Source organism: Synechococcus sp. CC9616, from assembly GCF_000515235.1.
In the GTDB taxonomy this organism is placed as follows: domain Bacteria; phylum Cyanobacteriota; class Cyanobacteriia; order PCC-6307; family Cyanobiaceae; genus Parasynechococcus.
Window position 1 is genome coordinate 1,006,477 of the sequence record NZ_KI911558.1, and the last position, 20,916, is coordinate 1,027,392.

At 55.2% G+C, this 20,916-nt stretch carries 31 protein-coding genes; 14 read left to right on the forward strand and 17 right to left on the reverse strand.

Going from position 1 to position 20,916, the window contains the following annotated elements:
* Positions 1-38: 38 nt before the first annotated feature.
* From SYN9616_RS0105805 to SYN9616_RS0105815, 3 genes are read left to right on the forward strand one after another with little or no spacing between them, the layout of a single operon-like run.
* The gene (locus SYN9616_RS0105805) at positions 39-1,355 is read left to right on the forward strand and encodes a flotillin family protein (RefSeq protein ID WP_028952278.1); all 1,317 of its coding nucleotides are present in this window, start codon (positions 39-41) and stop codon (positions 1,353-1,355) included.
* Between the two features lie 12 nt (positions 1,356-1,367).
* Entirely contained in the window at positions 1,368-2,591 is a 1,224-nt protein-coding gene (locus tag SYN9616_RS0105810; RefSeq protein ID WP_028952279.1) for a flotillin family protein, read from the forward strand.
* A 30-nt stretch (positions 2,592-2,621) separates the two neighbouring features.
* The gene (locus tag SYN9616_RS0105815; RefSeq protein WP_028952280.1) at positions 2,622-2,858 is read left to right on the forward strand and encodes a hypothetical protein; all 237 of its coding nucleotides are present in this window, start codon (positions 2,622-2,624) and stop codon (positions 2,856-2,858) included.
* Here SYN9616_RS0105815 and SYN9616_RS0105820 read toward each other — a convergent pair.
* Positions 2,850-3,611, reverse strand: a complete 762-nt coding sequence (locus tag SYN9616_RS0105820; RefSeq protein WP_028952281.1) for a metal ABC transporter ATP-binding protein — start codon at positions 3,609-3,611, stop codon at positions 2,850-2,852. The genes SYN9616_RS0105815 and SYN9616_RS0105820 overlap by 9 nt on opposite strands.
* Before the next feature lie 223 nt (positions 3,612-3,834).
* Here SYN9616_RS0105820 and SYN9616_RS0105830 point away from each other — a divergent pair, with 223 nt between their 5' ends.
* Positions 3,835-5,328 carry a hypothetical protein gene (locus SYN9616_RS0105830; RefSeq protein ID WP_037990719.1) on the forward strand — a complete coding sequence of 498 codons (1,494 nt, stop codon included), beginning with the start codon at positions 3,835-3,837 and terminating at the stop codon, positions 5,326-5,328.
* 24 nt (positions 5,329-5,352) lie between these two features.
* On the opposite strand, the gene SYN9616_RS0105835 is transcribed toward SYN9616_RS0105830, so the two are convergent.
* Entirely contained in the window at positions 5,353-6,330 is a 978-nt protein-coding gene (locus SYN9616_RS0105835; RefSeq protein WP_051410962.1) for a metal ABC transporter substrate-binding protein, read from the reverse strand.
* 86 nt (positions 6,331-6,416) lie between these two features.
* On the opposite strand from SYN9616_RS0105835, the gene nth reads away from it, so the two are divergent.
* Positions 6,417-7,070 carry an endonuclease III gene (gene nth, locus SYN9616_RS0105840; RefSeq protein WP_028952284.1) on the forward strand — a complete coding sequence of 218 codons (654 nt, stop codon included), beginning with the start codon at positions 6,417-6,419 and terminating at the stop codon, positions 7,068-7,070.
* Between the two features lie 4 nt (positions 7,071-7,074).
* On the opposite strand, the gene SYN9616_RS0105845 is transcribed toward nth, so the two are convergent.
* A complete protein-coding gene (locus SYN9616_RS0105845; protein ID WP_028952285.1) occupies positions 7,075-7,359 on the reverse strand; it encodes a 2Fe-2S iron-sulfur cluster-binding protein in 285 nt (94 codons plus the stop codon).
* Positions 7,360-7,383: 24 nt separating this feature from the next.
* Positions 7,384-7,998 (reverse strand): uridine kinase, encoded by a 615-nt coding sequence (locus SYN9616_RS0105850; RefSeq protein ID WP_028952286.1) that lies wholly within the window; start codon positions 7,996-7,998, stop codon positions 7,384-7,386.
* A gap of 160 nt (positions 7,999-8,158) precedes the next feature.
* On the opposite strand from SYN9616_RS0105850, the gene SYN9616_RS0105855 reads away from it, so the two are divergent.
* Entirely contained in the window at positions 8,159-8,407 is a 249-nt protein-coding gene (locus SYN9616_RS0105855) for a hypothetical protein (protein ID WP_028952287.1), read from the forward strand.
* An 85-nt stretch (positions 8,408-8,492) separates the two neighbouring features.
* Here SYN9616_RS0105855 and SYN9616_RS17165 read toward each other — a convergent pair whose 3' ends face one another.
* From SYN9616_RS17165 to SYN9616_RS0105885, 5 genes are all read right to left on the reverse strand, one after another.
* Positions 8,493-8,771, reverse strand: a complete 279-nt coding sequence (locus SYN9616_RS17165; protein WP_156918690.1) for a hypothetical protein — start codon at positions 8,769-8,771, stop codon at positions 8,493-8,495.
* 146 nt (positions 8,772-8,917) lie between these two features.
* Positions 8,918-9,091: a hypothetical protein gene (locus SYN9616_RS15300; protein WP_156918691.1), complete on the reverse strand. Its 174-nt coding sequence runs from the start codon at positions 9,089-9,091 to the stop codon at positions 8,918-8,920.
* Positions 9,092-9,362: 271 nt separating this feature from the next.
* Entirely contained in the window at positions 9,363-9,488 is a 126-nt protein-coding gene (locus tag SYN9616_RS18090) for a hypothetical protein (RefSeq protein WP_255326791.1), read from the reverse strand.
* Positions 9,489-9,540: 52 nt separating this feature from the next.
* On the reverse strand, positions 9,541-9,753 hold the full coding sequence (locus SYN9616_RS0105880; RefSeq protein WP_028952288.1) for a hypothetical protein: 213 nt from the start codon (positions 9,751-9,753) through the stop codon (positions 9,541-9,543).
* A 57-nt stretch (positions 9,754-9,810) separates the two neighbouring features.
* On the reverse strand, positions 9,811-9,993 hold the full coding sequence (locus SYN9616_RS0105885) for a hypothetical protein (protein WP_028952289.1): 183 nt from the start codon (positions 9,991-9,993) through the stop codon (positions 9,811-9,813).
* Positions 9,994-10,115: 122 nt separating this feature from the next.
* On the opposite strand from SYN9616_RS0105885, the gene SYN9616_RS17900 reads away from it, so the two are divergent.
* Both SYN9616_RS17900 and SYN9616_RS0105900 read left to right on the forward strand, forming a co-directional pair.
* On the forward strand, positions 10,116-10,280 hold the full coding sequence (locus SYN9616_RS17900) for a hypothetical protein (protein WP_232200080.1): 165 nt from the start codon (positions 10,116-10,118) through the stop codon (positions 10,278-10,280).
* 585 nt (positions 10,281-10,865) lie between these two features.
* The gene (locus SYN9616_RS0105900) at positions 10,866-12,752 is read left to right on the forward strand and encodes a cadherin-like domain-containing protein (RefSeq protein ID WP_084218312.1); all 1,887 of its coding nucleotides are present in this window, start codon (positions 10,866-10,868) and stop codon (positions 12,750-12,752) included.
* A gap of 17 nt (positions 12,753-12,769) precedes the next feature.
* Here SYN9616_RS0105900 and SYN9616_RS0105905 read toward each other — a convergent pair whose 3' ends face one another.
* A complete protein-coding gene (locus SYN9616_RS0105905) occupies positions 12,770-13,141 on the reverse strand; it encodes a hypothetical protein (RefSeq protein WP_232200090.1) in 372 nt (123 codons plus the stop codon).
* Here SYN9616_RS0105905 and SYN9616_RS0105910 point away from each other — a divergent pair.
* Both SYN9616_RS0105910 and SYN9616_RS0105915 read left to right on the forward strand, forming a co-directional pair.
* Positions 13,141-13,524 carry a DCC1-like thiol-disulfide oxidoreductase family protein gene (locus SYN9616_RS0105910; protein ID WP_028952293.1) on the forward strand — a complete coding sequence of 128 codons (384 nt, stop codon included), beginning with the start codon at positions 13,141-13,143 and terminating at the stop codon, positions 13,522-13,524. The two genes, SYN9616_RS0105905 and SYN9616_RS0105910, sit on opposite strands and share 1 nt — an antisense overlap.
* 36 nt (positions 13,525-13,560) lie before the next feature.
* Entirely contained in the window at positions 13,561-13,881 is a 321-nt protein-coding gene (locus SYN9616_RS0105915; RefSeq protein WP_232200094.1) for a hypothetical protein, read from the forward strand.
* A gap of 1 nt (position 13,882) precedes the next feature.
* Here SYN9616_RS0105915 and SYN9616_RS0105920 read toward each other — a convergent pair whose 3' ends face one another.
* From SYN9616_RS0105920 to SYN9616_RS0105945, 5 genes are all read right to left on the reverse strand, one after another.
* Entirely contained in the window at positions 13,883-14,155 is a 273-nt protein-coding gene (locus SYN9616_RS0105920; RefSeq protein ID WP_028952295.1) for a hypothetical protein, read from the reverse strand.
* Positions 14,155-14,421 (reverse strand): hypothetical protein, encoded by a 267-nt coding sequence (locus SYN9616_RS17170; RefSeq protein ID WP_156918692.1) that lies wholly within the window; start codon positions 14,419-14,421, stop codon positions 14,155-14,157. Before SYN9616_RS17170 ends, SYN9616_RS0105920 begins: the two co-directional genes overlap by 1 nt.
* A 260-nt stretch (positions 14,422-14,681) precedes the next feature.
* Entirely contained in the window at positions 14,682-14,903 is a 222-nt protein-coding gene (locus SYN9616_RS0105935) for a hypothetical protein (protein ID WP_028952296.1), read from the reverse strand.
* 354 nt (positions 14,904-15,257) lie between these two features.
* The gene (locus SYN9616_RS16395) at positions 15,258-15,422 is read right to left on the reverse strand and encodes a DUF4278 domain-containing protein (RefSeq protein WP_071991422.1); all 165 of its coding nucleotides are present in this window, start codon (positions 15,420-15,422) and stop codon (positions 15,258-15,260) included.
* A 412-nt stretch (positions 15,423-15,834) separates the two neighbouring features.
* Positions 15,835-16,692 carry an NAD-dependent epimerase/dehydratase family protein gene (locus tag SYN9616_RS0105945; protein ID WP_028952297.1) on the reverse strand — a complete coding sequence of 286 codons (858 nt, stop codon included), beginning with the start codon at positions 16,690-16,692 and terminating at the stop codon, positions 15,835-15,837.
* A 96-nt stretch (positions 16,693-16,788) separates the two neighbouring features.
* Between SYN9616_RS0105945 and SYN9616_RS0105950 the strand changes: the two genes are divergently transcribed.
* Positions 16,789-17,202, forward strand: a complete 414-nt coding sequence (locus tag SYN9616_RS0105950) for a YccF domain-containing protein (protein WP_028952298.1) — start codon at positions 16,789-16,791, stop codon at positions 17,200-17,202.
* Between the two features lie 7 nt (positions 17,203-17,209).
* Here the strand turns inward: SYN9616_RS0105950 and SYN9616_RS0105955 are convergent, their stop codons facing one another.
* Positions 17,210-17,563, reverse strand: a complete 354-nt coding sequence (locus SYN9616_RS0105955; RefSeq protein ID WP_028952299.1) for a hypothetical protein — start codon at positions 17,561-17,563, stop codon at positions 17,210-17,212.
* A 15-nt stretch (positions 17,564-17,578) separates the two neighbouring features.
* Between SYN9616_RS0105955 and SYN9616_RS17175 the strand changes: the two genes are divergently transcribed.
* Positions 17,579-17,836 carry a hypothetical protein gene (locus SYN9616_RS17175; RefSeq protein ID WP_156918693.1) on the forward strand — a complete coding sequence of 86 codons (258 nt, stop codon included), beginning with the start codon at positions 17,579-17,581 and terminating at the stop codon, positions 17,834-17,836.
* 247 nt (positions 17,837-18,083) lie between these two features.
* On the opposite strand, the gene SYN9616_RS15305 is transcribed toward SYN9616_RS17175, so the two are convergent.
* Positions 18,084-18,251: a hypothetical protein gene (locus SYN9616_RS15305; RefSeq protein WP_156918694.1), complete on the reverse strand. Its 168-nt coding sequence runs from the start codon at positions 18,249-18,251 to the stop codon at positions 18,084-18,086.
* Positions 18,252-19,083: 832 nt separating this feature from the next.
* On the opposite strand from SYN9616_RS15305, the gene SYN9616_RS0105975 reads away from it, so the two are divergent.
* Together SYN9616_RS0105975 and SYN9616_RS0105980 are read left to right on the forward strand one after the other, a co-directional pair.
* Complete coding sequence (locus SYN9616_RS0105975; protein WP_028952300.1) at positions 19,084-20,088, forward strand: ABC transporter substrate-binding protein; 1,005 nt, start codon at positions 19,084-19,086, stop codon at positions 20,086-20,088.
* Positions 20,088-20,915 carry an ABC transporter permease gene (locus SYN9616_RS0105980; RefSeq protein ID WP_028952301.1) on the forward strand — a complete coding sequence of 276 codons (828 nt, stop codon included), beginning with the start codon at positions 20,088-20,090 and terminating at the stop codon, positions 20,913-20,915. Before SYN9616_RS0105975 ends, SYN9616_RS0105980 begins: the two co-directional genes overlap by 1 nt.
* Position 20,916: the final 1 nt, after the last annotated feature.

Here is a 20,916-nt window from a genome sequence, read left to right on the forward strand (position 1 = left end):
TCTTGCTAGGGGAAGAGGACAACGTTCACCCTCCATTTATGTCGGGCCCAACGCTGCGGACGCAGCCCTCCACTCCGGCCTTCCTCCCCAGTAACCGCAATCAATCCGAGGCGATTGCCGCCGGAGCCATGGCGGTTTTCGTCAGCATCGCGGTGCTCACCTTCATCTGTCGCTGGATGATTCGCATCTGCCGGCCCCACGAGATGCTGGTGGTGACCGGTTCGAAATCAAACCAGGGCGATCAAGGCATGAAGGGCTACCGCGTCGTTGCCAATGGTGGTTGGACCTTCGTCAAACCGGTGCTGGAAACGGCGCGTCGCATGGACGCGACCCTGCTCCCGGTCCTGGTGGAGGTGAGCAATGCTTACTCCAATGGCGGGACGCCTCTCAACATCCAGGCGATCGCCAACGTGAAAGTGAGCACTGACCCGGCAGTGCGCAACAACGCCATCGAACGGTTTCTGGGTCGCGACCCTGCCGAGATCGTGCAGGTGGCCAAGGAAAACCTGGAGGGCAACCTCCGCAGTGTTCTGGCCCAGCTCACTCCCGAGCAGGTGAACGAAGACCGTCTTCGTTTCGCTGAGCAGATCGCTGATGAAGTGGGTCAGGATCTTCGACGTCTCGGCCTGCAACTCGACACCCTCAAGATTCAGAGCGTCTCCGATGACGTGGATTACCTGAACTCAATCAGTCGCCGCCGCGTTGCCCAGATTGTGCGGGACGCCGAAATCGCCGAATCCGAGGCGATCGGGCAAGCCGAACGGATCGAAGCGGAAATGGAAGAGGTGTCGCAGGTGGTCCGCACAGAAGCCGAAACAGTGGTGCTGGAGAAAGAGAACGAGGTGCGCACCAGCGTTGCCGTGATGGAGAAAGAAGCCCGCTCGGAAGAAGAGCGCACCGAAGCCGCAGAACTGGAAGCCCGCGCCAAGGCAGAACAAAAACTGCAACTGGTGAGGGCCGAGCTGGAACGCCTCCGCCTCCGCGCTGAAGAAGTTCTTCCAGCGCAGGCCAGTCAGAAAGCCAAGGAGCTTCGGGCGCGAGGCATGGCCGCTGCCACCGCAGAAGACGTCAAGGCCAGTGCCCAGGTCAACGACCTGCTGACTCAGGTGTGGGAAAGCGCCGGCAGCACGGCGGAGCTCGTGTTTCTGCTGCAGCAGATCGAGATGGTGCTGGCCCAGGCAACCCGCTTACCAAGCCAGCTGCACCTGAAGAAGGTCACAGCGCTAGATGGCAACGATGCCTCCTCACTGGCTCACCTGATCGCCCTCAACCACGTGGTAGTGCGCCAGTTCTTTGAACAGGTGAACGAGATCCTCGGGATCGATCTGCTCGGAACCCTCACCAACAAAAGCTAAGGAGATCTCTCAATGTTCGTCGCAATCGGACTAACTGGAGCCGCAGGGGTCTGGGCCTTCGTGGTGCTCCTGCGTCAGCTGTATTACATCTGTCAGCCCAGTGAAGTACTGATCTTCGCTGGCTTGAAGCGCACAACCGGATCCGGCCAACGCGTGGGGTATCGCACCGTCCGCGGCGGCAGTGCCCTGCGGATCCCGCTTCTGGAAGAGGTCATGCGCCTCGACCTCAGCAACATGATCATCGATCTGCGCGTCGATAATGCCTACTCCAAGGGAGGGGTTCCGCTCAACGTCTCAGGGGTGGCCAACATCAAGATCTCCGGAGAGGAACCTGGCATTCACAACGCCATCGAACGGCTGATCGGGAAGTCCCAGGACGACATCCGACACATCGCCAAGGAAACCCTTGAAGGCAACCTCAGGGGTGTGATGGCCAGCCTCACGCCTGAACAGCTCAACGAAGACAAGCTCACCTTCGCGCGCACCCTGCTGGACGAGGCGGAGGACGACCTGCAGAAACTCGGTTTGGTGCTCGACACCCTGCAGATTCAGAACATCTCCGATGACGTCCGCTATCTGGACTCCATCGGCCGCAAACAGCTGGTGGAACTGAAACGGGACTCGCGCATCGCCGAAGCCGAGGCTTCCTCCCAGTCCGCTGTGAAGCAGGCCGAAAACGAACGAATCACCGCCCTGCGACGCCTCGATAAAGAACTCGCCATCGCCACGGCCAACGCCGAAAAACGCACAAAGGATGCTCTGACCCGCCGGGAAGCACTGGTGGCAGAGGTGCAGGCCGAGGTGGGAGCGGAGCTGGCTCGCGCGGAAGCTGAACTGCCGGTTCAGCAGGAGCGGATCAAACAAGTCACGCAGCAGCTGGAGGCGGACGTGATAGCCCCGGCGGAATCCGAATGCGAAACGATGATGGCGGACGCCAAAGGTGAAGCGGCCACCATCATTGAGCAGGGGCGGTCCCAAGCGGAAGGTCTCCAGGAGCTCGTGGAGTCGCTCAAGCGCTCGGGGGATGACGCCAAACGCTTGTTCCTGCTTCAAAAACTGAAGCCGTTGCTCACCATGCTCAGTGAAACGGTGCAACCGATCGAAGTGGAGGAAGTCACCCTGATCGGGGAACGGGAGGGACAGGTGAACCTCTCACTGGCCACACTGTTGCGCCAGTTGCAGGACAGCACCGGGATCCGCCTGCTGAACAACGACTCAGACGCACCCACGAACTAGCGAACCAACCCCTTCTCTGCCGTCAACACCATGTCGCGCGCGACCAAATTGATCAGCCGTCTTGATCGAGCCCTGAGCCGTCATCAAAGCTTCGGAGACAACCCTGATGCCTTTGTCGACGAACTCTTTACAGACGTGGAAGAGCTCATCCAAGGACTGGAGCAGAAATCAAAGCCTGAGCACTGGGCTGAGATCTACGTGGAACGCGATCGGGCACGTATCAAACAGAGCGTGCTCAACCGCGTGATGGCACGCAGCTCAGAGTGATTCCTCAGGCGTACTGCTGCCGGTGAGCAGATCAGGGGGCAGGCCTCCGAAGGTCATCGCCAGATTTTCAGGCGTGAACACTTCGGAGGTCTCGCCATAGGCGAGCACGGTTTTGTTGATCAGAACCACGAGATCGCAGAACTCCCTCACATGGCTGAGGTCATGGGTGGAGATCAAAATCGTGCGGCCTTCATCCCGAAACTGCAGAAACAACTGGGCCATGAGCTTCTCAGTGCGGACATCCACGCCGTTGAAGGGCTCATCCAGCAACAGAACATCGGCCCGCTGAGCGATCGCCCGGGCCAGGAATGCACGTTTGCGCTGTCCACCCGACAGGGTGGCGATCGGACGATCACGCAGATCGGACAACTCCACACGGGCCAGGGCATCACGCACGGCCACCCGATCGGAACTCCGGGGCAGACGCAACAGATTCATGGAGCCATAACGCCCCATCATCACCACATCCCACACCGAAACCGGGAACTGACTGTTGATGCTTTCGCTCTGCGGGACGTAGGCCACTGCCTGCTGACGCTGGGCTTCCTGCACCTGGCAGCCGTTGATCCGAATACGACCACGGGAGGGCCTGACGAAGCCGGTGAGAGCTTTGAACAGGGTGGATTTACCGGCACCGTTCATGCCCACAAGGCCACAAATGCAACCTGGTGGAAGATTCAGCGTGGCGTCATAAAGCGCCACGGTGCCCGTGTAATCAACGCATAGTCCTTCCGCCTCGATCCGATTGGTCAGCGTCTGCGCAGAGCTTGTGGGAGCGCCGGTACGCAAAAGGCCCTTGTGATGGTTTGACTTGATCCTTTCATAACCGCCACGGCCGCCCAAATGCGATCAGCCAACAGGGATGACCAGCATCACAGCCGGGTGTGAGCTGGATCAACAAGCTGCCGATCCATCTCGAAGAAGGTTTGGTCACGGGCCAAAGCGGCCTTCAGAGATCACCTGATTCGTTCTTCCCATGGCATTCCATCCGATGAGGCCCCACCAGAACAGCGGCCACCGAATCCCCCACGAGGGCGATCCTTCCGTACTGGATCCTCGAGACCATCGACACAGCCATGGCGGTGAGGAAACCAGTCATGAAGAGGGCGAGTGCTGTCCAGAGGGAAGCCGTTTCATGGTGATGTCAGCTGTTGATGAAATCTCACGAAGCACCCCTGTTCACTCCATCGGTCGCGCGGACTACCAAAACGCTGCAGATGCGGAAACATTTTTCACCCAGCTCCGTTCTTCAGGGGAGTTCGAGGAAGAGCTGATCAGCTTCGAAATCGACAACGGTTGGTTGGATGTCGACGGGGCAGACCCATCGGCGAACTACCAGCCATTGTCCAGCCTGGCCTCGCCCTACGCCTGGATGAGTCCTGCTGGAATTGGAGCCGATGGCAGAACAACAGGGATTCCAAGCAGCTTCAGTGGTGTTCACAACCCGGACGCCACAGCAGAAGGAACCGTCCGCTTCATGACAGCAGGCAGTGATTTCAAGGTTGATTTCAGCCTGAGTCAGATCGGTCATTACGGCGGACCCGATGAACCAGGTCTCGCCCGCGAGACGTCAAGCGGAAATATCGACCGTGGCATCAATGTCACCCATGGTGTCGATGCTGTCAGCGGAACGGCTTACGACCAGTTTCTGGAAGTCATTCCAAGCGAATCAGCGGAAGGACATCTCGAAGTCCAGTTCTCTGGAACCGACTTTTCAGGTGGAAGCTGGGAAAACCCTGTCTATGGCTTTGGCTTCTACCTCATGGGCCGAGAGGACAAACGCAATGTGATCCTCGATGTCTACGACGTGAACGACAATCTGATTACGAGCGAGTCAACCCATGGATCGGGGGTGTCCTCGAGTGACGCAGCTGTGGAATATATCGCTTTCCACGTCTGCGAACACGAGGAGGATGTAGGTCGCTTCGTCTTACGCGAAGACTTTGATGGAAGTGGCGATCGAGGAGCAGACCGCGACATCTTCTCGATCGACAACTTGACACTGTTCACTCGGGCTGAGGAATCCAGCCGTCCATTTGAAGAGATCATCGGACCAGCTTTGATCGGAGACGAGCTGACGCACCACCATCTCTCCGGCAGCCGTTCCAGTTGGAACGGCACCTCTGGGCCTGACTCCTTCAACATTGCTCACAGGATGGAGCTTGTCAAAAAGCAAGCTGACAAGATCCTCGATTTCAGAGGAGACGATGGGGATGTGATTCAACTGAGTTCTGAGCTGTTCGATGGGCGAAAGGATCTAGAGATCACCCGCGTCAGCAACCGCCGCGACATGAAGGCCATGAGCCTCACCGATGTCGATCTTGTGATCTGGGATCACGAACACAAACCGATGTCGATGCTGTTGGTCAACCAAAACGGAGATAAAAAGGGATTTGGGACTGGTCATGGCCTGGCAGCAAAGCTGGTCGACCCAACTGGCCTTGATGTGGAGTCTTTCGTGATCGTATGAACCATCCCAATCACACCTGATCCACTATGAAGTTGATTCGTCAGGGCAGAGTCCCTGGCGGATCAGCTCGACGTTGTGACGCAGTAGATCCAGCAGCGTGGGTGCCGGTCCATCAGGAGCCGAGAGGGAATCGACATAAAAGGTTCCACCGAAACGCGCCCCAGACGCCGCTGCGACCTCCCTTTGCGGTTGATCGTTCACGGTGCTCTCGCAAAAGACAGCAGGCACCTGACGATCCTTCACGGTGCTGATCAGGCGCGCCATCCGCTTGGGCGTCACCTGACTTTCAGCATTCACCGGCCAGAGATAGGCCTCATCCAGTCCGTAGTCCGAAGCCAGATAGCTGAGGGCGCCTTCGCAACTCACGAGAAGTCGCCGTTGATCTGGGATCGTCTCCAGGATCTCTCTCAACTCGTCGTCGAGCTGCCTCAATTGCTTCTTATACGCCTGGGCATTGGCCTCAAACGTGGAGGCTCCCTCGGGGTCCAGCCGCGTAAATGCCTCCACCAATCTGTCCACATAGGTCATCGCCCGCTGAGGCGACATCCAGGCATGGGGATTGGGTTTGCCTGAGTAGACATCTTCGGAGATCAGCAGTGGTTCAATCCCATCCGTCAGCGTGACGCTGGGAACATCACCTGCCGCCGCCGTGAACCGTCTGGCCCACAGTTCCAGGCCAAGGCCGTTCTCCACGATCAGATCCGCCCCGCTGGCTCGTTCGATGTCGCTGGGAGTTGGCTGGTACCCATGGATCTCGGCTCCGGGACGAACAATTGAATCCACCTGCAAACGATCTCCAGCAACAGTGCCAGCGAGATCCCCGAGGACCGTAAAAGTTGTCAGAACCCTTGGCCTGGCATCAGCTTCGCTTGTCGTTGACGAACGCTGACAGCCCGACAACGGACCGATCAGGACCAGCGTGATGGCGGCCAGCCTTAGGACACATCTTTGCGTTAACAACGTGAACCGTTCCAATCCAAAAGGGGAGATCCAAATGCACATCATCGGAGGTGGTGCTGACAAGCGTCTGACGACCGGGCCCGAGCGGCGGTGGGAAACTCATTAACCTCAGGCAAATTTCAGCAGACGTGCGAAAGCAGCAACGGGCGGAGACCATCCTCCAGCGCCTTGAGGAGCAATATCCGGAAACTCCCGTCCCTCTCGACCACAGCGATGCCTTCACTTTGTTGATCGCTGTCTTGCTGAGTGCTCAGTGCACCGACAAGAAAGTGAATGAGGTGACGCCTGCTCTGTTTACTGCCGGTCCGACGCCGCAGGCCATGGCAGCCCTCGAGCAGAAGGAGATTCATGGATTCATCCGTCAGCTGGGGTTGGCCAACACCAAAGCCAAGAACGTGAAGCGGCTGGCGCAACTGCTGATCGAGCGTCACGGCGGAGACGTACCCAAAAGCTTCAAGGCCCTGGAATCACTGCCAGGAGTGGGGCACAAAACCGCCAGCGTGGTGATGTCTCAAGCGTTTGGTGTGCCGGCGTTTCCAGTGGACACCCATATCCATCGACTTGCCCAACGCTGGGGGCTCAGCAGCGGCGAGAACGTGGCAACAACTGAACGCGATCTGAAAGCTCTTTTTCCCAAAGAAGCCTGGAACCGCCTGCATTTACAGATTATTTTTTACGGCCGCGAATTCTGCACAGCAAGGGGATGCGACGGTCGCGTCTGTCCCCTCTGTCAGGAGCTCTACCCGAACCGCCGCAAGCCAGTGATAACAAGGAAATCTTAAGCAATCAGAGCAGTGCCTCCTCAGCATTGGCCTGAATGGTGCAATCAGATGTCGGATAACTGACACAAAGCAGAGCGAAACCCTGTTCGATTTGATCGTCGTCCAGAAAACTTTGATCAGTTTGGTCGACAGCACCCTCTATCAACTTGCCTGCACAAGTGGAGCAGGCTCCGGCACGGCAGGAATAGGGCAGATCAACCCCTGCTTCCTCGGCTGCATCGAGGATGTAGGCGTCATCCGCACACTCGAAAGAGGATCCTCCCTCAATCGTGATCTTGTAGGTAGCCATTGTGTTCGTGAAAGTGTTTATGTCTTAGCCAGAGTCTGGTTTGAACGCACGGTCCATTTGCACAAGCAGATCTTCAAGGCCACGGACCTGATCTCGCACCACCAGATCGGCTTGCTTCCGCAATGGATGAATGAAAGCCCGCTCACCCGGGAGCATCTCGCGCAACATCTGGCGAATCACATAACGCGGCGGCCGGCTGCGCTGGCTCACATCACGACGCAAGCGGCGATAAAGGCGTAACAGCAACGACTCATCGAGATAGACAAGGCTGGCTAGCGGACAAGTCCCTACCAACATCTGAGGTCCATAGGAACCCTCCAGAACGATCAGGTCATAGGGCTCCGTAACAGGACGACGATCAACACGTCGGGTTCGCATGTCGTATCGCCTCAACGACGTGGCCTGACCACGCACTGCCTTAAGCAGATCCTCAACCAGCGCTTCGCTGTCAACAGCATCAACGGTGTCGTAACCAAATAAGGGATGAGGTGTCCAATCCGATCGGTAATAGTCATCGCAGGCGATGCGAAGCGCAGCGATCCCCCTTGCAGAAAGGCGTACGTCCAGGGCAGCCGCAAAGCTTGTCTTCCCAGCCGCTGAAGGGCCACAGATACAAAAGACCGGCGCATCAGCGCTCATCTGGCCGGGGGAGAGTCAACCGACTGGATCAGATCCGAGCGGCAAAAAAGGTAGCAACTGATACCAAATGGTCTATGATGCACGGACGTTGGGTCCCCAAAGGGGCCGCAGTCAGTCCCAAGCCATGCAACGGGGGCCTGGGCATCAGACGGAGTGAACGATGAACACCCTGAACCTGATCAAATCCCGGACCGTACGCAACAAGGCCCTGGAGCAAGCCCGCAAGCAAATGGCCAAAGCCTTCAGAGCCGTGGCCCATACCGATCAAACCCATTCCCAGCTGGGGCAAGCAGGCAGCCAGCGGTCACTGACATATCGGGGCGCGAGCTACGTGAACCAGAACTGCAATCAGGTGGCCACCAGAGGCCGGGATCTTCGCTATCGCGGCGTGAGCTACGGCCTGTATTGAGGGGCTGCCTCACCACATCCCCTGAACAGATAATTCTCTGACAAACGGATTCATCACCTGATCGGTTGATGAGTCCGTTTTTGCTTTATCTGGGGCGAATTGCACAGATAAATCCGTTGCTGCGAGCGATGTTCCGGTTGAAATCACCAAGCACGGGAATCGACTGACCAGCCCGAAAAACACGAAAAGGCCAATACGGATTGGTGTCACAGCTCATGCGATCACATGAGCAGATGAACATGTCTCCATTAAGACCTTTTCCCTCCCATTCAGAAAAAATTTCAGACAGAGGAATATCCCGTTCAGCAAACACTTTTGTAGGCGGCATTTGCCCCCAGGCAATCGACGAAGAGAGCAGCGTCAATCCAGCGATCAAGGGGGTGGTACATCCAAATGAAATCCTCAAAACCAGCTTGACAGCTCAATCAACGGTATCTGAACAGTCAAACCAAACAACGGCTCATCAGCGACGCCACCTTGGATTAACTGAACCATGCAGGGAAAGCGTGCTCAACCGTTCTCGGTCAGATCTGGAGGATCATCCCCTCTGTAGACAACTGCCCTGACCCGATCATCAAAACGGCGCCGAGCCAACTCCCAGGCTTGTCGATGCCCGCCCGCCTCAATACTGAGGGTGTGCAGATCACCATCCACGAGCAGGACTAAGTCGTAAGGATCAAGCATCTGGTTGGTCAATACCAACCATCTCTAATGGATTTTCAGGGTTCCACCATCCCCAAAATGGGGGATTTTTCCGCGGGAGAAGCGGAAACGGTGGAGAGAGGGACGAGCGCTTGGAGTACAGCGGCCGCCAAGACGAGTTGAATAATTAAAGAGACCTTCATCATGGATTCTGCATCGCTCCATTCACCGTATGAACGGGTCAGCGATGACACGTGAGCAGAGGCTGAGGAAGGACTAGGCCGGACGTGAAAAAAGATCGAGGAAACAACACTCAATCGTTGGCGTCGCTCTTGGGGACAAACGCCTGAGACGCCGCAACCAGCAAACCAGTAATCAGCAGTGCCGGAAGAATGACTGCAGGACCACCGGGAGCCGTCTGAGAAGCAAACAACAGCATGGAACAACCTGAGATGCCAAATCAGATTGCCAGAAACTGGGCACCCATGGGCTCAAAGGCCAACGATCACAGGAAACAGAAACAGCTCGCCCTGAACAATCGATGGCCGCCTGTTCGGAGCACCTGAAACAGGAACACTCGCAGAGCGCCGATCAGCGTCTGACGTCGAGGTGCAGGCAGGAGTGAAAACCTTGCGGGGACGGATCATCGAAGCGCGCATCCACTCCTCAGCACGGAAGGCGGCATAGGGGGAACTGGACGTCATGGCGGCCGAACTAGTACGACTGTTCTAGTGCAGATGTACTAGAGCGTCAACAACAGCTCAAATCCCGCATCCATCCTCAAAAACATCGCCATCGGTCGATTTCAGCTCAGTGATCCGCCGAAGAAGTTCGGGGTCGCCAACGATCACCCTGCGGCGACCGTCTGAACCCGTATAGGTCAGACGACCCTCCTGGTCCACAACAAGAGCCGTATTTGGTGTGACCGGTTCGTCGGCGTCCATGCCGAGATCAATGGCTTCAGAAAGGATGACAGCTTGCAGGAACGAAATGGTGTCGATTAAGTCAAATCACTCATGCCAGCCGACATCTGGCGCGGTCCACTGGGACAAGGAGCCGCAGCAACATGACCTCGTGCCCTTGGCCACGCCGCAATGGCTGGATGGATCGCCTCAGAGACTGGTGGACACCGCCAACAAGACAGCTGATCAAACGAGCAGCCTCTGAGCCGAATGTTGATGAAACAGGATTTCTCGAAACCGTGATGCATGGAGGCTTTTGGATGTCCTGAGCCGCTCAGGGGCAGCGGCAGAGCCTTTTTCACAGCTTTTCCACAGCGCTTCTCGGCCCAGATCGACCTCCTGCAGACGACTGTGATGTCCCTCGTGGAAAACCAGCCGACCTCGAAGACGCACCCAAAACGAACCATCCTCAGCCAATCAGCTGGATACAGGAAAAGCCCTGCGGTAACTGAAGATACCGAGAAAACAAACAAATAACTGTCACCCCTCGGGATGACGCTCATCTCGCGTGATCGACAGCAAGCCACATTTGATTCTTGACATCAAAGGAACGAGTTACACGAGACGCCTGCTGCGACGGTTTACACCGAGCGTGTGGAAAACTCAGTCATGGCTCAGCAACACAAAATTCAGCTCGAAGCAAGTGTGCGGAAGGCTTTCTGCAGGTGTTTTGTTTGACCAGACGCTTGGGAAGCAGGGCATCTTTTGGATACTGCAAGCCCCCTTAGACCGATCCGTGGAGGCATCTGCGAACCCACTGAGAAATGGATGAGAGTGCCGTGGGGCCAGGATTGAAATCAGCTGAGCGCAGCTAGATTTCTTGAAAGAAACCGGTTGAAACGCAATATTCATTCATGGCTTTAACACCAGAACTAATTATAGACGGCAAAATTAAATACATAATAACTAAATACGCCGAGCTTCAAAACAACACACTATCCGTTTTTATCGACACTGAGGGAAGCTCGACCAGCTTTGGCAAGAACAGCGCTGATGCACTACCGATCAGCCGCGAGGGGCAAGACTACTTAACGAGATTCATCAACAATCTCAATGAAAAGCTCAATCTGAATTTACAAGTCGTGAGCGACGAATTGAGTGCTGATATTCGCATTATGAATCATAGTTCAAGCCAGGAAGAGAATACCGCAGGGACAAATGCCAAGGCATGGAGATATCGCGGCACTCAATCAGAACCGAGTTTTGTAGATTTTGATTACAACGATGTTTCCATCAATATTAGTTATGGGGGCGAGAGCACAAACAACTGGAAAAGCACTGCCATTCATGAACTAGGCCACGCACTAGGACTCGAACATCCCTTTGACGGAGATGACGGAGACCAATACGGAACAACCACAAGCACGTCGGTTGATCAAACCCTGATGGCCTATGGCCTACCGGCCAGCGGAATCCAACCAACGACTTACACAGTTCTCGACATTGCCGCTCTTCAGTCAATCTGGGGGGAGGAAATCAACGATCCTCCGGTACTAATAGGCAGCAAGGCACTCCTTCCAGAAGGCAAGGAAGACATCACCTATCAAATCAACGTCAGCGATTTACTTCAGGGATGGAGCGATCCAGAAGGGGATTCATTGCAAGTGAGCAACATCACTGCTTCTTCTGGGACGTTGACCAGCAATACAGATCAACAAGGCTACACATTCATACCAGAAACAGATTATCGCGGACCTGTGACGCTGATGTACAACGTCAGCGATGGTTTTGGCGGCAACACATCCACCAACAACAGTTTTTCAATGGTGGATGTGAATGATGCGCCAGTGCTCATCGGAGCCAAGGCGTCTCTTCCAGCGGGAATCGAAGATACTGCCTTCATCATCAGTCGAGCACAACTGCTCCAGGGATTCAGTGATGTAGACGGAGACCTCCTCTCCGCTGACGGATTAATCAGCTCTGTTGGTCAAAGCCAAGAAAATGCCGATGGAAGTTACACCATCACTGCTCCTGAGAACTTCCATGGGCCTATCAATCTGAATTACAACGTCATCGATGGACGTGGTGAACTCCTTTCGGCCAGCAATGGTTTCGAGATTCTTCCTCGCAACGACAGACCAATTCCATCTGGCGACCCAGCCGAGCTGGCCTCTGGTAGTCAGGGCAAAACCTATCGACTTCGAAACCGTGATCTTGTTCAAGGGTATGTCGACCCAGATGATGATCCCCTGGTCGCTACCAATCTGAAGTCCCGACAAGGCACATTCTCGAAGAAAGGCGCTCGGTCTTGGACGTTCAAAGCCAAGCCGGTATTCCATGGTGACGTGGTCATTCGATATGTGCTCGACGACGGACAGGGAGCAACCCGAAAGATCCGACAACAGTTCACGCTTGAACCAAAAACCACTGCGCCGATTCGCGGAACGAATGGAGACGACCGTCTGAAAGGAACACGTTGGAACGACCGACTGGACGGCAGAAATGGCCGAGATGTTCTCATCGGCGGCAAAGGCGACGATGAACTAGCAGCTGGCAGGAGCAATGGCCGCAAGCCTGATCAAGTCACTGGGGGACCAGGCGCAGATACGTTCAAGTTGCATCCACAGGGTTGGGTTCGCATCAAGGACTTTCAACTCCAGAAGGACACATTGGATGTCAGCGCAATCCCAGGTTTGACCTGGAGCAGCGACGAAGATCTGAGCACCATTTTCAGCAAAAGTGGAGCTGTTCTGGCAATCTTCAACAAGGCACCGGATCTCTCAAGCGCCAACTTGGTTTGAGCAGGCAGGCTGTTTGATTAAGCAAGGGGTTCGCAGCGATAAGACGTCACCTCGCCTCGCCGCTCCTTGAACTCAGGCTGTTCAGGATCTTCGGCACGCCACCACCAACGTCCATCGGTGTAGCTGGGGGTGCCGGCATTGTTCGTACGTGGCAGCTGCAACGTGACTCCACGCCAGCTGATCAGGATGCCGTCACCAGGCAATGTCCCAGCTGCTGAATTCGGGATCCCATCAGGAAGACCACTGGTATCCACTGCACCAGGAATCAATTTGATGCTGAGCGGGTCACCATCACAGAGCCAATCGGCCCGAGCAGGAACAACCAGGACCAGAAGCAGAAGGGCAGCGAACACCACGTTGGCGATGCAAATCACGTCAAACTTGTGCAATGAGTCTCACCCTCGTCTACGACGGCGGCTGCCCGTTCTGCCGTCATTTCGCACTCCGCAGTGAACTCACCGGCGGAATCCCCGAACTTGAAATCCGTGATGGACGCGCCGAGCAGGCCTTGCGTCAGGAACTGCGTCGCAGGGGCATGAATTTGGCTGATGGCGCTGTCTTGCTTGAGGGCGAGCAGGCGTGGCATGGCAGCGCTGCCATTGCAGAGCTGACACGTCGTATGCGGCCTGGCGACCCGTTGCTGCAACTGTTGCGGAGCCTGTTCCGAGACGATGCCCGTTCCTTGCTGTTGTACCCAGGATTGCTGTTGGCAAGGCGACTTTCGCTCAGCGCTCGAGGCCTACCGGAAGACCCCGATGAGGAGCGGATCTGAGAACGAGTGGCGCTGAGGGACCGTCCGGGCCTACGGTTGGATCAAGAACTACAGATTTGCTTAAGTATCGACTCCGATCCTGCTTTTCCTGACGCCCTGAGCCAGCACCAGCTCAACGCACTGCTCAAGGCTGCCACCGAAGGTTCACTGGCTCGCGAAGGCCGAGTCGACGAAGACGATCTGTTGAGGGCAGCCCTGTCTGCCTGGGCAGATCAGACAAAGGAGCTTCTGATGTGGCTGGAAAGCCAGGGGGATGAAGTCTCTCGCACCCGAACGCCAAAGCAGGTCATGGCTCTCGGCAGCCTGCGAACGCACATGGTGATGAGCCTGAAAGCCCTCAAATATGCCGAAAGCTGAGTCATTCCTGACGACGCGCGTCACATCTCTCCCTGAGAACCTGAAGAAACTGATCAGGATCTGGCTGCTGGTCGATATCAAAACGGCTGGAAGTATGCACCGTGAAGGCAATCCAGGCCTCCGATTCGGGACCACCCTCGGCCATCACGATGTCGTAACAGGCTTCGAAATCAGAATCCGGCGCCAGATCCCTCGCAGCGTTGATTGCGTCGTAAAGACCCTCTAGATCTGCAACCTGAGGATCAGCAAAGACAGCCCTGATCTTCTCCAGCATCAACGAACAGCTTCAAGTTCAGAGCGATCTGCACCTTGTAACTGATCCAGGCTGTCGATTTGAAAACAAAACTCCTCAAGTTCAGCATTAAATTCGAGGAGCATTACAGCCAGAGAAGAGGCCAGCTCACAACAAAAGTCGTCGGACACAAAAAGGTGTCTCACAGGACTCAGTAGTTGTAGGAAGCTCTGGGTGGTCAGCGTGGCTGGCAGCGCGTTGCATTCACAAATCGAGTTATGCCACCAATAAAGGGAATTGGTTGTCATCCAGCTCAAGCTCAATCATGCGAGCACGAATTCCTTCACAATCACTGCATCAACAGGGAAACAGGCCCTCATCAACTCGATGAAGCAAGCGTGGAAGGATTTTGTCTTCATCCTCATACAAGAGATTCACCAGAAAAGATGCATCAATCGATAACCTTCTGACGAACCATTTGAATCCAAGCCGTTATCAAAACACCAATTAGGTCCAAGGTGAGTTTGTCCTGACACGCTTCCGATTGAGCCAATCAAAATGGCAGCTCTCAGGATTCAACGACAACCCTTTGCTCGACTGACAGACCAGCGGAACGCGCGTCCTGGATCAGGGCGTTCAAGCAATCAACACCGAAGCTGGCCTCTCCATTAAGCAGGGCGTCCCATTCAGAGTCAGCAAAGTGGGTCTGAAGCCAGAGGGTTCCCAGAACGCTGGGGGCCGTCAGACGAAACAGACCTAGGACGTGTGTGGAAGTGGCAACCAGGTCCAAGACATCTGCGAAGCTGAACCTATTAGGACTCAGGCAGACGAGTTTAATTGTCCGTCTTGATACACAAAAGGAAAATCGCTTCGCGCAGTTGCTGATCAACCCTTCAGAAACATCCGTGGAACGGCATCATGAGTGCAGGTCGAAGAGGGTCGTTACTGATGTCACCCTTGTTCGCCTGCCACCGCTGCGGAATGCAAATTGAGCGGTCAATGGCGAATTACTGGCGATTAAAAGGCCGGGTGATCTGCTCAGGCTGCCTTGATCTTCAGGCTGTTGAAGATGGCCAAGACGCTGATGATCACGACGCAGGCCCTGTCGGGCAGGACAGGGCCCCTAAAACGCAGGACCGATCGCTCAGCGCAAATAGGAGACGCCGCGATAAGTAAGCCGTGGCGTTGTGAATGAAACGGCCTCACGGTTGGCCTGATAAACGCTGCGGCGATAGGTGAGCTGAACCAGGGATTTCGCCGAAACATCGTTCTGGCGCGTGTAGGTGTTGCCGAGGAAAGTGAGTTGCATCAGATGATCTCGGAATCAGCCCAAGCCCCCGTTCCATGGCCTGAGTCGTGCTGCGCCTTGTTAGGTAACAAGGTGAACGTTTTAGTAGTTGTTGCTACCAACCATGGATAAACCCTGCATGGAAGGCTGGCAAGCCCCTGCGCGATAGACATCACAAATTGTCAGCAACTGGCTTTAGAAGGCGAACATACAACAGCTCAAAACTTGAACGTCACCACTTCTGAATCCGGGAGTGTGAATACTTTGCCCTATCAATCTCACAACAAAACTGGAACATAATTGTCATCTAGATATTCGATTCGTTACTGTTTCCGATTACGTTTTTAGGCAAAAATCTCAAAAATTATTCATCACAAAGTTTGGAATTGACTGGAGCAAGAGATTTAATCTGAACGGGAATGGCTCGATGTATTCAGGCGGGCACAGGGTCCAGCATTGAACTGACCTTGAGGTTGAAACCGAGATTTTTGAGCCGAGCATTACTCACACGGGCATCGAAAATCCTTGCTCCATCACGATCATGGTTCTCCCAGATCACAGGAGCGAGCCCCTCGGCATCACACAACTCGTTCGACAGCTCTCTGCGAGACAGCTGCATGTCGTCCACCAGGTTGTAGATCCCCTGAAGGCGACGTTCATAAGCGAATGAAACACCGCGAAGGATGTCGAGGAAATGGATCCAGGCGTTGACGTTGTTGCCGTTTTTGGGGACCTGTTGTCCAGAAGCGCTGCGGATATAACCAGGGATATCCTTGCCAGGTCCATAAATTCCGCCAAGACGCAGCACACATGCCTGCGTGGATGCACTGTTCAAAGACAAAACCGTGTTTTCGGCTCGCACCAGAAGGGCATTCGTGGCGTCTGTGAGATCCGGTGGACTGAGCTCGTTGATCGTTTGACCGGCTTTGTCCCCGTATACCCCTGCACTACTGAGGTAAGTGATATGGAGAGGGGTGCGGGAACTGCGGCGCCCAATGGCCTCCACCAAAGCCTGAACGCCCTCTCCGAAGACGCTTCCATAGGAGCTTGCTTCATCTTCCGATGTGGGAGCGATTGAGATCAGAAGGCCATCCAGTTGCTCGATGAAGCTGTAGTCGGCACCGGGATCACCAGCGCGGCAGATCCGTGGGTGATCCACCAGATCGCAGAGCTGGGCAAGTTTCGTAGGGGATGTGGTGGTGCCAGTGACCACGAGCCCACGACTGCGGGCGTTGATCGCAACACCCATTCCCACGTAGCCGCAACCCACTATTCCAAAACGGCCGGCCATCTTTAGACAACGAATGTTTACGCAACGTAACGAGCTGGATTGGTGCGGCGCGTATCCAATGCAGCCATCTTGGAAACACCGGAGGAGATTGCCTGCATGATTCGTTCTGTCCTCAACGTCATTTGGGTCGTGCTCGGGGGGCTTGTGATGGCCCTGGGATGGTGGCTTGCCTCTCTGCTCTGCGCGATCACAATCATTGGATTGCCTTGGGCAAGAAGCTGCTGGGTGATTGGCAAGTTTTCCCTCTGGCCCTTCGGCTACGAAGCCGTCAACAGAGAACAGCTCACTGGCCAGAGAGACCTGGGAACCGGCACGGTTGGGCTGATCGGGAATGTTCTGTGGTTTGTCGTGGCGGGATGGTGGTTGGCGATCGGCCATCTCAGCTCAGCTCTGGCCTGCTTCGTCACCATCATTGGAATCCCCTTCGGAATTCAACATCTCAAGCTCGCTTTGATTGCTCTGGCGCCGGTGGGAATGACCATGAAACCGAGCCATCGGCCATGGCTCTGAACGCGGCCTAAAACAGCAGAGACAACAACCAGAAAGTCAACATCGCCAGGAGTCCCGTCGTGCCGATCGCGGCAACAGCCAGCAGAAGTCCTGCGGCAAGCCCGACTCGGCGCATGGTGGCCGGGAATAACAGGTAAAGCGTCAGCCCCAGGGCCAAGGGCCAGAGCGGAGGGATCAATAAACAGACGCCCGTCAGAACAAACAGACGAAAACGCAAATGATCACGATGCTCCTGGGCCTGAATCCGCTGCTCCTTTTCGTCCCGCAACGCGGCCAGTTCATCGTCGCTGAGCCAGCGACCATGCAGCTGAGCTGCCCTGAGGTCCTGCTCCAGTTGTGCCGGAGTTGTGCTGGGTGTCATCTCAACAGCATATGAATGCGGGTCAAGCGGACTTTGACTTTGTATCGCGTCTCGACAAAACTCCCAAACCCGCCAAATAAAAACGCTTCAGGACTGAGCTGGTTGCTGAAGTCGTTTGATGTAGTCGCAGATATCAAGACCAGGATCCAATTCAACATCCTTGGATTTATTGGCATCAACAATATCTTTGGCGAGGCTCAGAAGATGAGCACTGGCAAGCTTGATCTCCTTCTCGCTTTTGAAACCAGGAGACATTTCGGGTTAAGTCGTTGAAAAAACCCTAGGAAACCATCCATCGCACACAGTCCAAACCCACGACAGAGTGACGAACAATTTTTAATTCTCTACATAACAACGACGATATAAAAGTATCGGCAGATCACCATCCACATCTATACTGATACATCTGATACAAAATCTGTTCACGGGTTCGGCGACGAACTTTTTAAACGAGTGCCTCTAGCCAGGAACAGGAAGCATGAGATCAGTCGTCTCAGGACACTCCCGATTGCTCAGAAGCTCAGCCGCCAACCAGGCGCGCATGGATTCTGCAGACACGGATCGCCTGCGACGGCGGGGCCTGACACAACATGCCAAGTTCATGGTTGAGCTTGCGGAACAAGGCGATATCGGCTCCAGTAAAACCCGCCAGAACGGCAAACAAACCAGACGTCATGAAGAGAACCACGTCGAAACCCCCAGAGTCTTCTTGAAAATCGTAAACGTCTGAGTGTCTCCGCTCTAAGTGGCTCAAGCTCATGGCCCGACTGGTTCGGCAAGCAGATTGGTCAGTTATCCAGTTTGCTGACCAGGCAGAAAGAACAAACCGCTTGTGCATGGTTGCGCTGGAGGACAACTTCAAACAATGCCCTTCCAGAGCTCATCCACTGGTAAGAGTTGGTGGATGGTGGAAGGTCTTTCAAGAACTTCAGACACCAATCCAGAAATTTTAAATAGACAGCTAACTTTATCCATCCATTGTCTCTGCCATGCCCCCCCATTCGTGATAACACTGTGCATATCAGTGCACAAACCTGTTGAGATATCTCAAATTCAGAGATCTACAGCTTGTTGTCAATCCAGACCAAACAGACCTTCCGTGGAGAAATTAATCTGCACGGAATCACTAGAAAAACAAGTCTGTGCATTTCATCAGTGATTGAACAGACGTCAGACCATCGGACTAACTTCTCCGAATTCCAAATAAAGGCTTCTTGCATCCTCAGCCCGTTCCTCGTTAATCAATTCCTTCACCCGTTCCCGCCACCAGGTGCTAACAACGGAACTGATTTCCTTGTTTGGAAGGCCACCAAAGGATTGGTCCATAGCTCGATCCGGGCTTCAAACGTACCGACCCAGGAAAACGATGCCTGAATGATGTTGCATCGCTTCACCGACAAAAGCCTCAGGCCGAACACAAAGACACTGTTTCGTAGTTATTCACACCACGCCAGAACCAAACGCTGCAGACGATGGCCTGATGGAGCTCATGGAATTCCAGGCTCCCCCACGCCCCATCCATGACCAAACAATTTCGAAACCTGCTTTTCGCCGGCCTGGCCGTCCTGCTGGCCGTCGCTTGCTCGAAGGCACCCAACACGTCGGCTGTGAGCGGAACACCAATCGTGCTGGGATACAGCAACTGGGCGGGATGGTGGCCCTGGGCGATCGCCGTTGAGGAAAAAATGTTCGAGAAAAACGGAGTGAACGTCGAAATGAAGTGGTTTGATGGCTACCTGCCATCGATGGAAACGTTTGCGGCCGGCAAGATCGACGGCAATTCCCAGACCCTGAACGACACGATTTCCTTTCTGCCGGGGGAGAACGGTGGAGAGGTGGTGGTGTTGGTGAACGACAACTCCTCCGGTAACGACCAGATCATTGCCGATGCCTCAATCACCTCCGTGGCAGACCTCAAAGGCAAAACAGTGGCCGTGGAAGAAGGGATCGTGGACGACTACCTGCTCAGCCTGGCGCTTCAGGACGTTGGCCTCAGTCGCGACGATGTGGTGATCAAGGGTTTGCCCACTGACCAAGCCGCGACAGCCTTCGCGGCCGGTCAGGTGGATGCGGTTGGCGCTTTCCCTCCTTACACCGGGACGGCCATGAAGCGCGAAGGAGCCCGGGTGATCGCCACCTCGAAGGACTACCCCGGCGCCATTCCTGATCTGCTGACCGTCAGCGCAGACCTGATCAAGGAGCGTCCCGACGACGTTCAGAAGATCGTGAAAACCTGGTGGGACGTTCGCGCCTTCATGAAGGAGAACCCCGAAAAATCCGAGGAGATCATGGCCAAGCGGGCAGGCATCCCCACCGAGGAATACAAGCAGTACAAGGACGGCACGCGCTTCTTCACGCTGGACGAAAACCTTGAGGCGTTCAGCCCCGGTGAAGGCATGCAGCACATGCCCTATGCAGCCGAGTCCATGGCGGACTTCATGGTGACCGTTGGCTTCCTTGAAGCGAAACCGGACATGAGCAACCTGTTCGATTCCAGTTTCGTGAAGAAGGAAGCCGGCGCCTGATGAGCGCTACGGCCCCTGCCGCAACCATCGAGAAAAAGCCTGGTTTCCTGTCCCTGCTCGCTCTTGGGGCCAAACCTTCAAGAGCTGTTCGGGGCGGATTGCAGGTGTCATCCTTGCTGCTTCCGTTACTTATCTGGACGGCCATCGCCGCGTTGGGCGTTGTTGATGAAAAATTCCTGCCGTCCCCTGGAGCGGTGTTCCGCTCCCTTGCCTCCATGGCGGAAAGCGGAATCCTGTTTCAGGACATCGTCGCCAGCACCGGTCGGGTGTTTGCAGGATTCCTGCTCGCGACCCTTGTAGCTGTGCCCATCGGCATCTGTATGGGGGTTTATCCGGCAGTCTGCGCCCTTTGTGAGCCATTGATCGCCATGCTGCGCTATATGCCAGCGGCGGCCTTCATCCCTCTGCTGATCATCTATCTGGGCATCGGCGAAGAGCCCAAAATCGCCCTGATCTTTCTCGGCACCGTTTTTTTCAACATCCTGATGGTGATGGATTCGGTCAAGTTCGTCCCCAAGGAACTGATCGAAACAACACTCACCCTGGGCGGCCGCAGTCGCCAGGTGCTGGTGCAGGTCGTGGCTCGGTACAGCATGCCGAGCATCATCGACACCTTGCGCATCAATATCGCGACCTCCTGGAATCTGGTGGTGGTGGCGGAACTTGTGGCAGCGGAGGTGGGACTGGGAAAACGCATCCAGCTGGCTCAGCGCTTCTTCCGAACGGACCAGATCTTTGCCGAACTCATTGTGTTGGGGCTGATCGGCTTCGCGATCGACATGAGCTTCAGGTTGTTGCTGCGTCTGAGCTGCCGCTGGGCTGTGTAGG

What these genes read in the sequence shown, in the direction of transcription:
- SYN9616_RS0105805 (WP_028952278.1), top strand. Translation starts at nt 39, where the DNA reads ATGTCGGGCCCAACGCTGCGGACGCAGCCCTCCACTCCGGCCTTCCTC.
- SYN9616_RS0105810 (WP_028952279.1), top strand. Translation starts at nt 1,368, where the DNA reads ATGTTCGTCGCAATCGGACTAACTGGAGCCGCAGGGGTCTGGGCCTTC.
- SYN9616_RS0105815 (WP_028952280.1), top strand. Translation starts at nt 2,622, where the DNA reads ATGTCGCGCGCGACCAAATTGATCAGCCGTCTTGATCGAGCCCTGAGC.
- SYN9616_RS0105830 (WP_037990719.1), top strand. Translation starts at nt 3,835, where the DNA reads ATGGCATTCCATCCGATGAGGCCCCACCAGAACAGCGGCCACCGAATC.
- SYN9616_RS0105835 (WP_051410962.1), bottom strand. Translation starts at nt 6,330, where the DNA reads ATGTGCATTTGGATCTCCCCTTTTGGATTGGAACGGTTCACGTTGTTA.
- SYN9616_RS0105845 (WP_028952285.1), bottom strand. Translation starts at nt 7,359, where the DNA reads ATGGCTACCTACAAGATCACGATTGAGGGAGGATCCTCTTTCGAGTGT.
- SYN9616_RS0105850 (WP_028952286.1), bottom strand. Translation starts at nt 7,998, where the DNA reads ATGAGCGCTGATGCGCCGGTCTTTTGTATCTGTGGCCCTTCAGCGGCT.
- SYN9616_RS0105855 (WP_028952287.1), top strand. Translation starts at nt 8,159, where the DNA reads ATGAACACCCTGAACCTGATCAAATCCCGGACCGTACGCAACAAGGCC.
- SYN9616_RS15300 (WP_156918691.1), bottom strand. Translation starts at nt 9,091, where the DNA reads ATGCTTGATCCTTACGACTTAGTCCTGCTCGTGGATGGTGATCTGCAC.
- SYN9616_RS18090 (WP_255326791.1), bottom strand. Translation starts at nt 9,488, where the DNA reads ATGCTGTTGTTTGCTTCTCAGACGGCTCCCGGTGGTCCTGCAGTCATT.
- SYN9616_RS0105880 (WP_028952288.1), bottom strand. Translation starts at nt 9,753, where the DNA reads ATGACGTCCAGTTCCCCCTATGCCGCCTTCCGTGCTGAGGAGTGGATG.
- SYN9616_RS0105885 (WP_028952289.1), bottom strand. Translation starts at nt 9,993, where the DNA reads ATGGACGCCGACGAACCGGTCACACCAAATACGGCTCTTGTTGTGGAC.
- SYN9616_RS17900 (WP_232200080.1), top strand. Translation starts at nt 10,116, where the DNA reads ATGACCTCGTGCCCTTGGCCACGCCGCAATGGCTGGATGGATCGCCTC.
- SYN9616_RS0105900 (WP_084218312.1), top strand. Translation starts at nt 10,866, where the DNA reads ATGGCTTTAACACCAGAACTAATTATAGACGGCAAAATTAAATACATA.
- SYN9616_RS0105910 (WP_028952293.1), top strand. Translation starts at nt 13,141, where the DNA reads ATGAGTCTCACCCTCGTCTACGACGGCGGCTGCCCGTTCTGCCGTCAT.
- SYN9616_RS0105920 (WP_028952295.1), bottom strand. Translation starts at nt 14,155, where the DNA reads ATGCTGGAGAAGATCAGGGCTGTCTTTGCTGATCCTCAGGTTGCAGAT.
- SYN9616_RS17170 (WP_156918692.1), bottom strand. Translation starts at nt 14,421, where the DNA reads ATGACAACCAATTCCCTTTATTGGTGGCATAACTCGATTTGTGAATGC.
- SYN9616_RS16395 (WP_071991422.1), bottom strand. Translation starts at nt 15,422, where the DNA reads ATGCAACTCACTTTCCTCGGCAACACCTACACGCGCCAGAACGATGTT.
- SYN9616_RS0105945 (WP_028952297.1), bottom strand. Translation starts at nt 16,692, where the DNA reads ATGGCCGGCCGTTTTGGAATAGTGGGTTGCGGCTACGTGGGAATGGGT.
- SYN9616_RS0105950 (WP_028952298.1), top strand. Translation starts at nt 16,789, where the DNA reads ATGATTCGTTCTGTCCTCAACGTCATTTGGGTCGTGCTCGGGGGGCTT.
- SYN9616_RS0105955 (WP_028952299.1), bottom strand. Translation starts at nt 17,563, where the DNA reads ATGACACCCAGCACAACTCCGGCACAACTGGAGCAGGACCTCAGGGCA.
- SYN9616_RS17175 (WP_156918693.1), top strand. Translation starts at nt 17,579, where the DNA reads ATGCGGGTCAAGCGGACTTTGACTTTGTATCGCGTCTCGACAAAACTC.
- SYN9616_RS0105975 (WP_028952300.1), top strand. Translation starts at nt 19,084, where the DNA reads ATGACCAAACAATTTCGAAACCTGCTTTTCGCCGGCCTGGCCGTCCTG.
- SYN9616_RS0105980 (WP_028952301.1), top strand. Translation starts at nt 20,088, where the DNA reads ATGAGCGCTACGGCCCCTGCCGCAACCATCGAGAAAAAGCCTGGTTTC.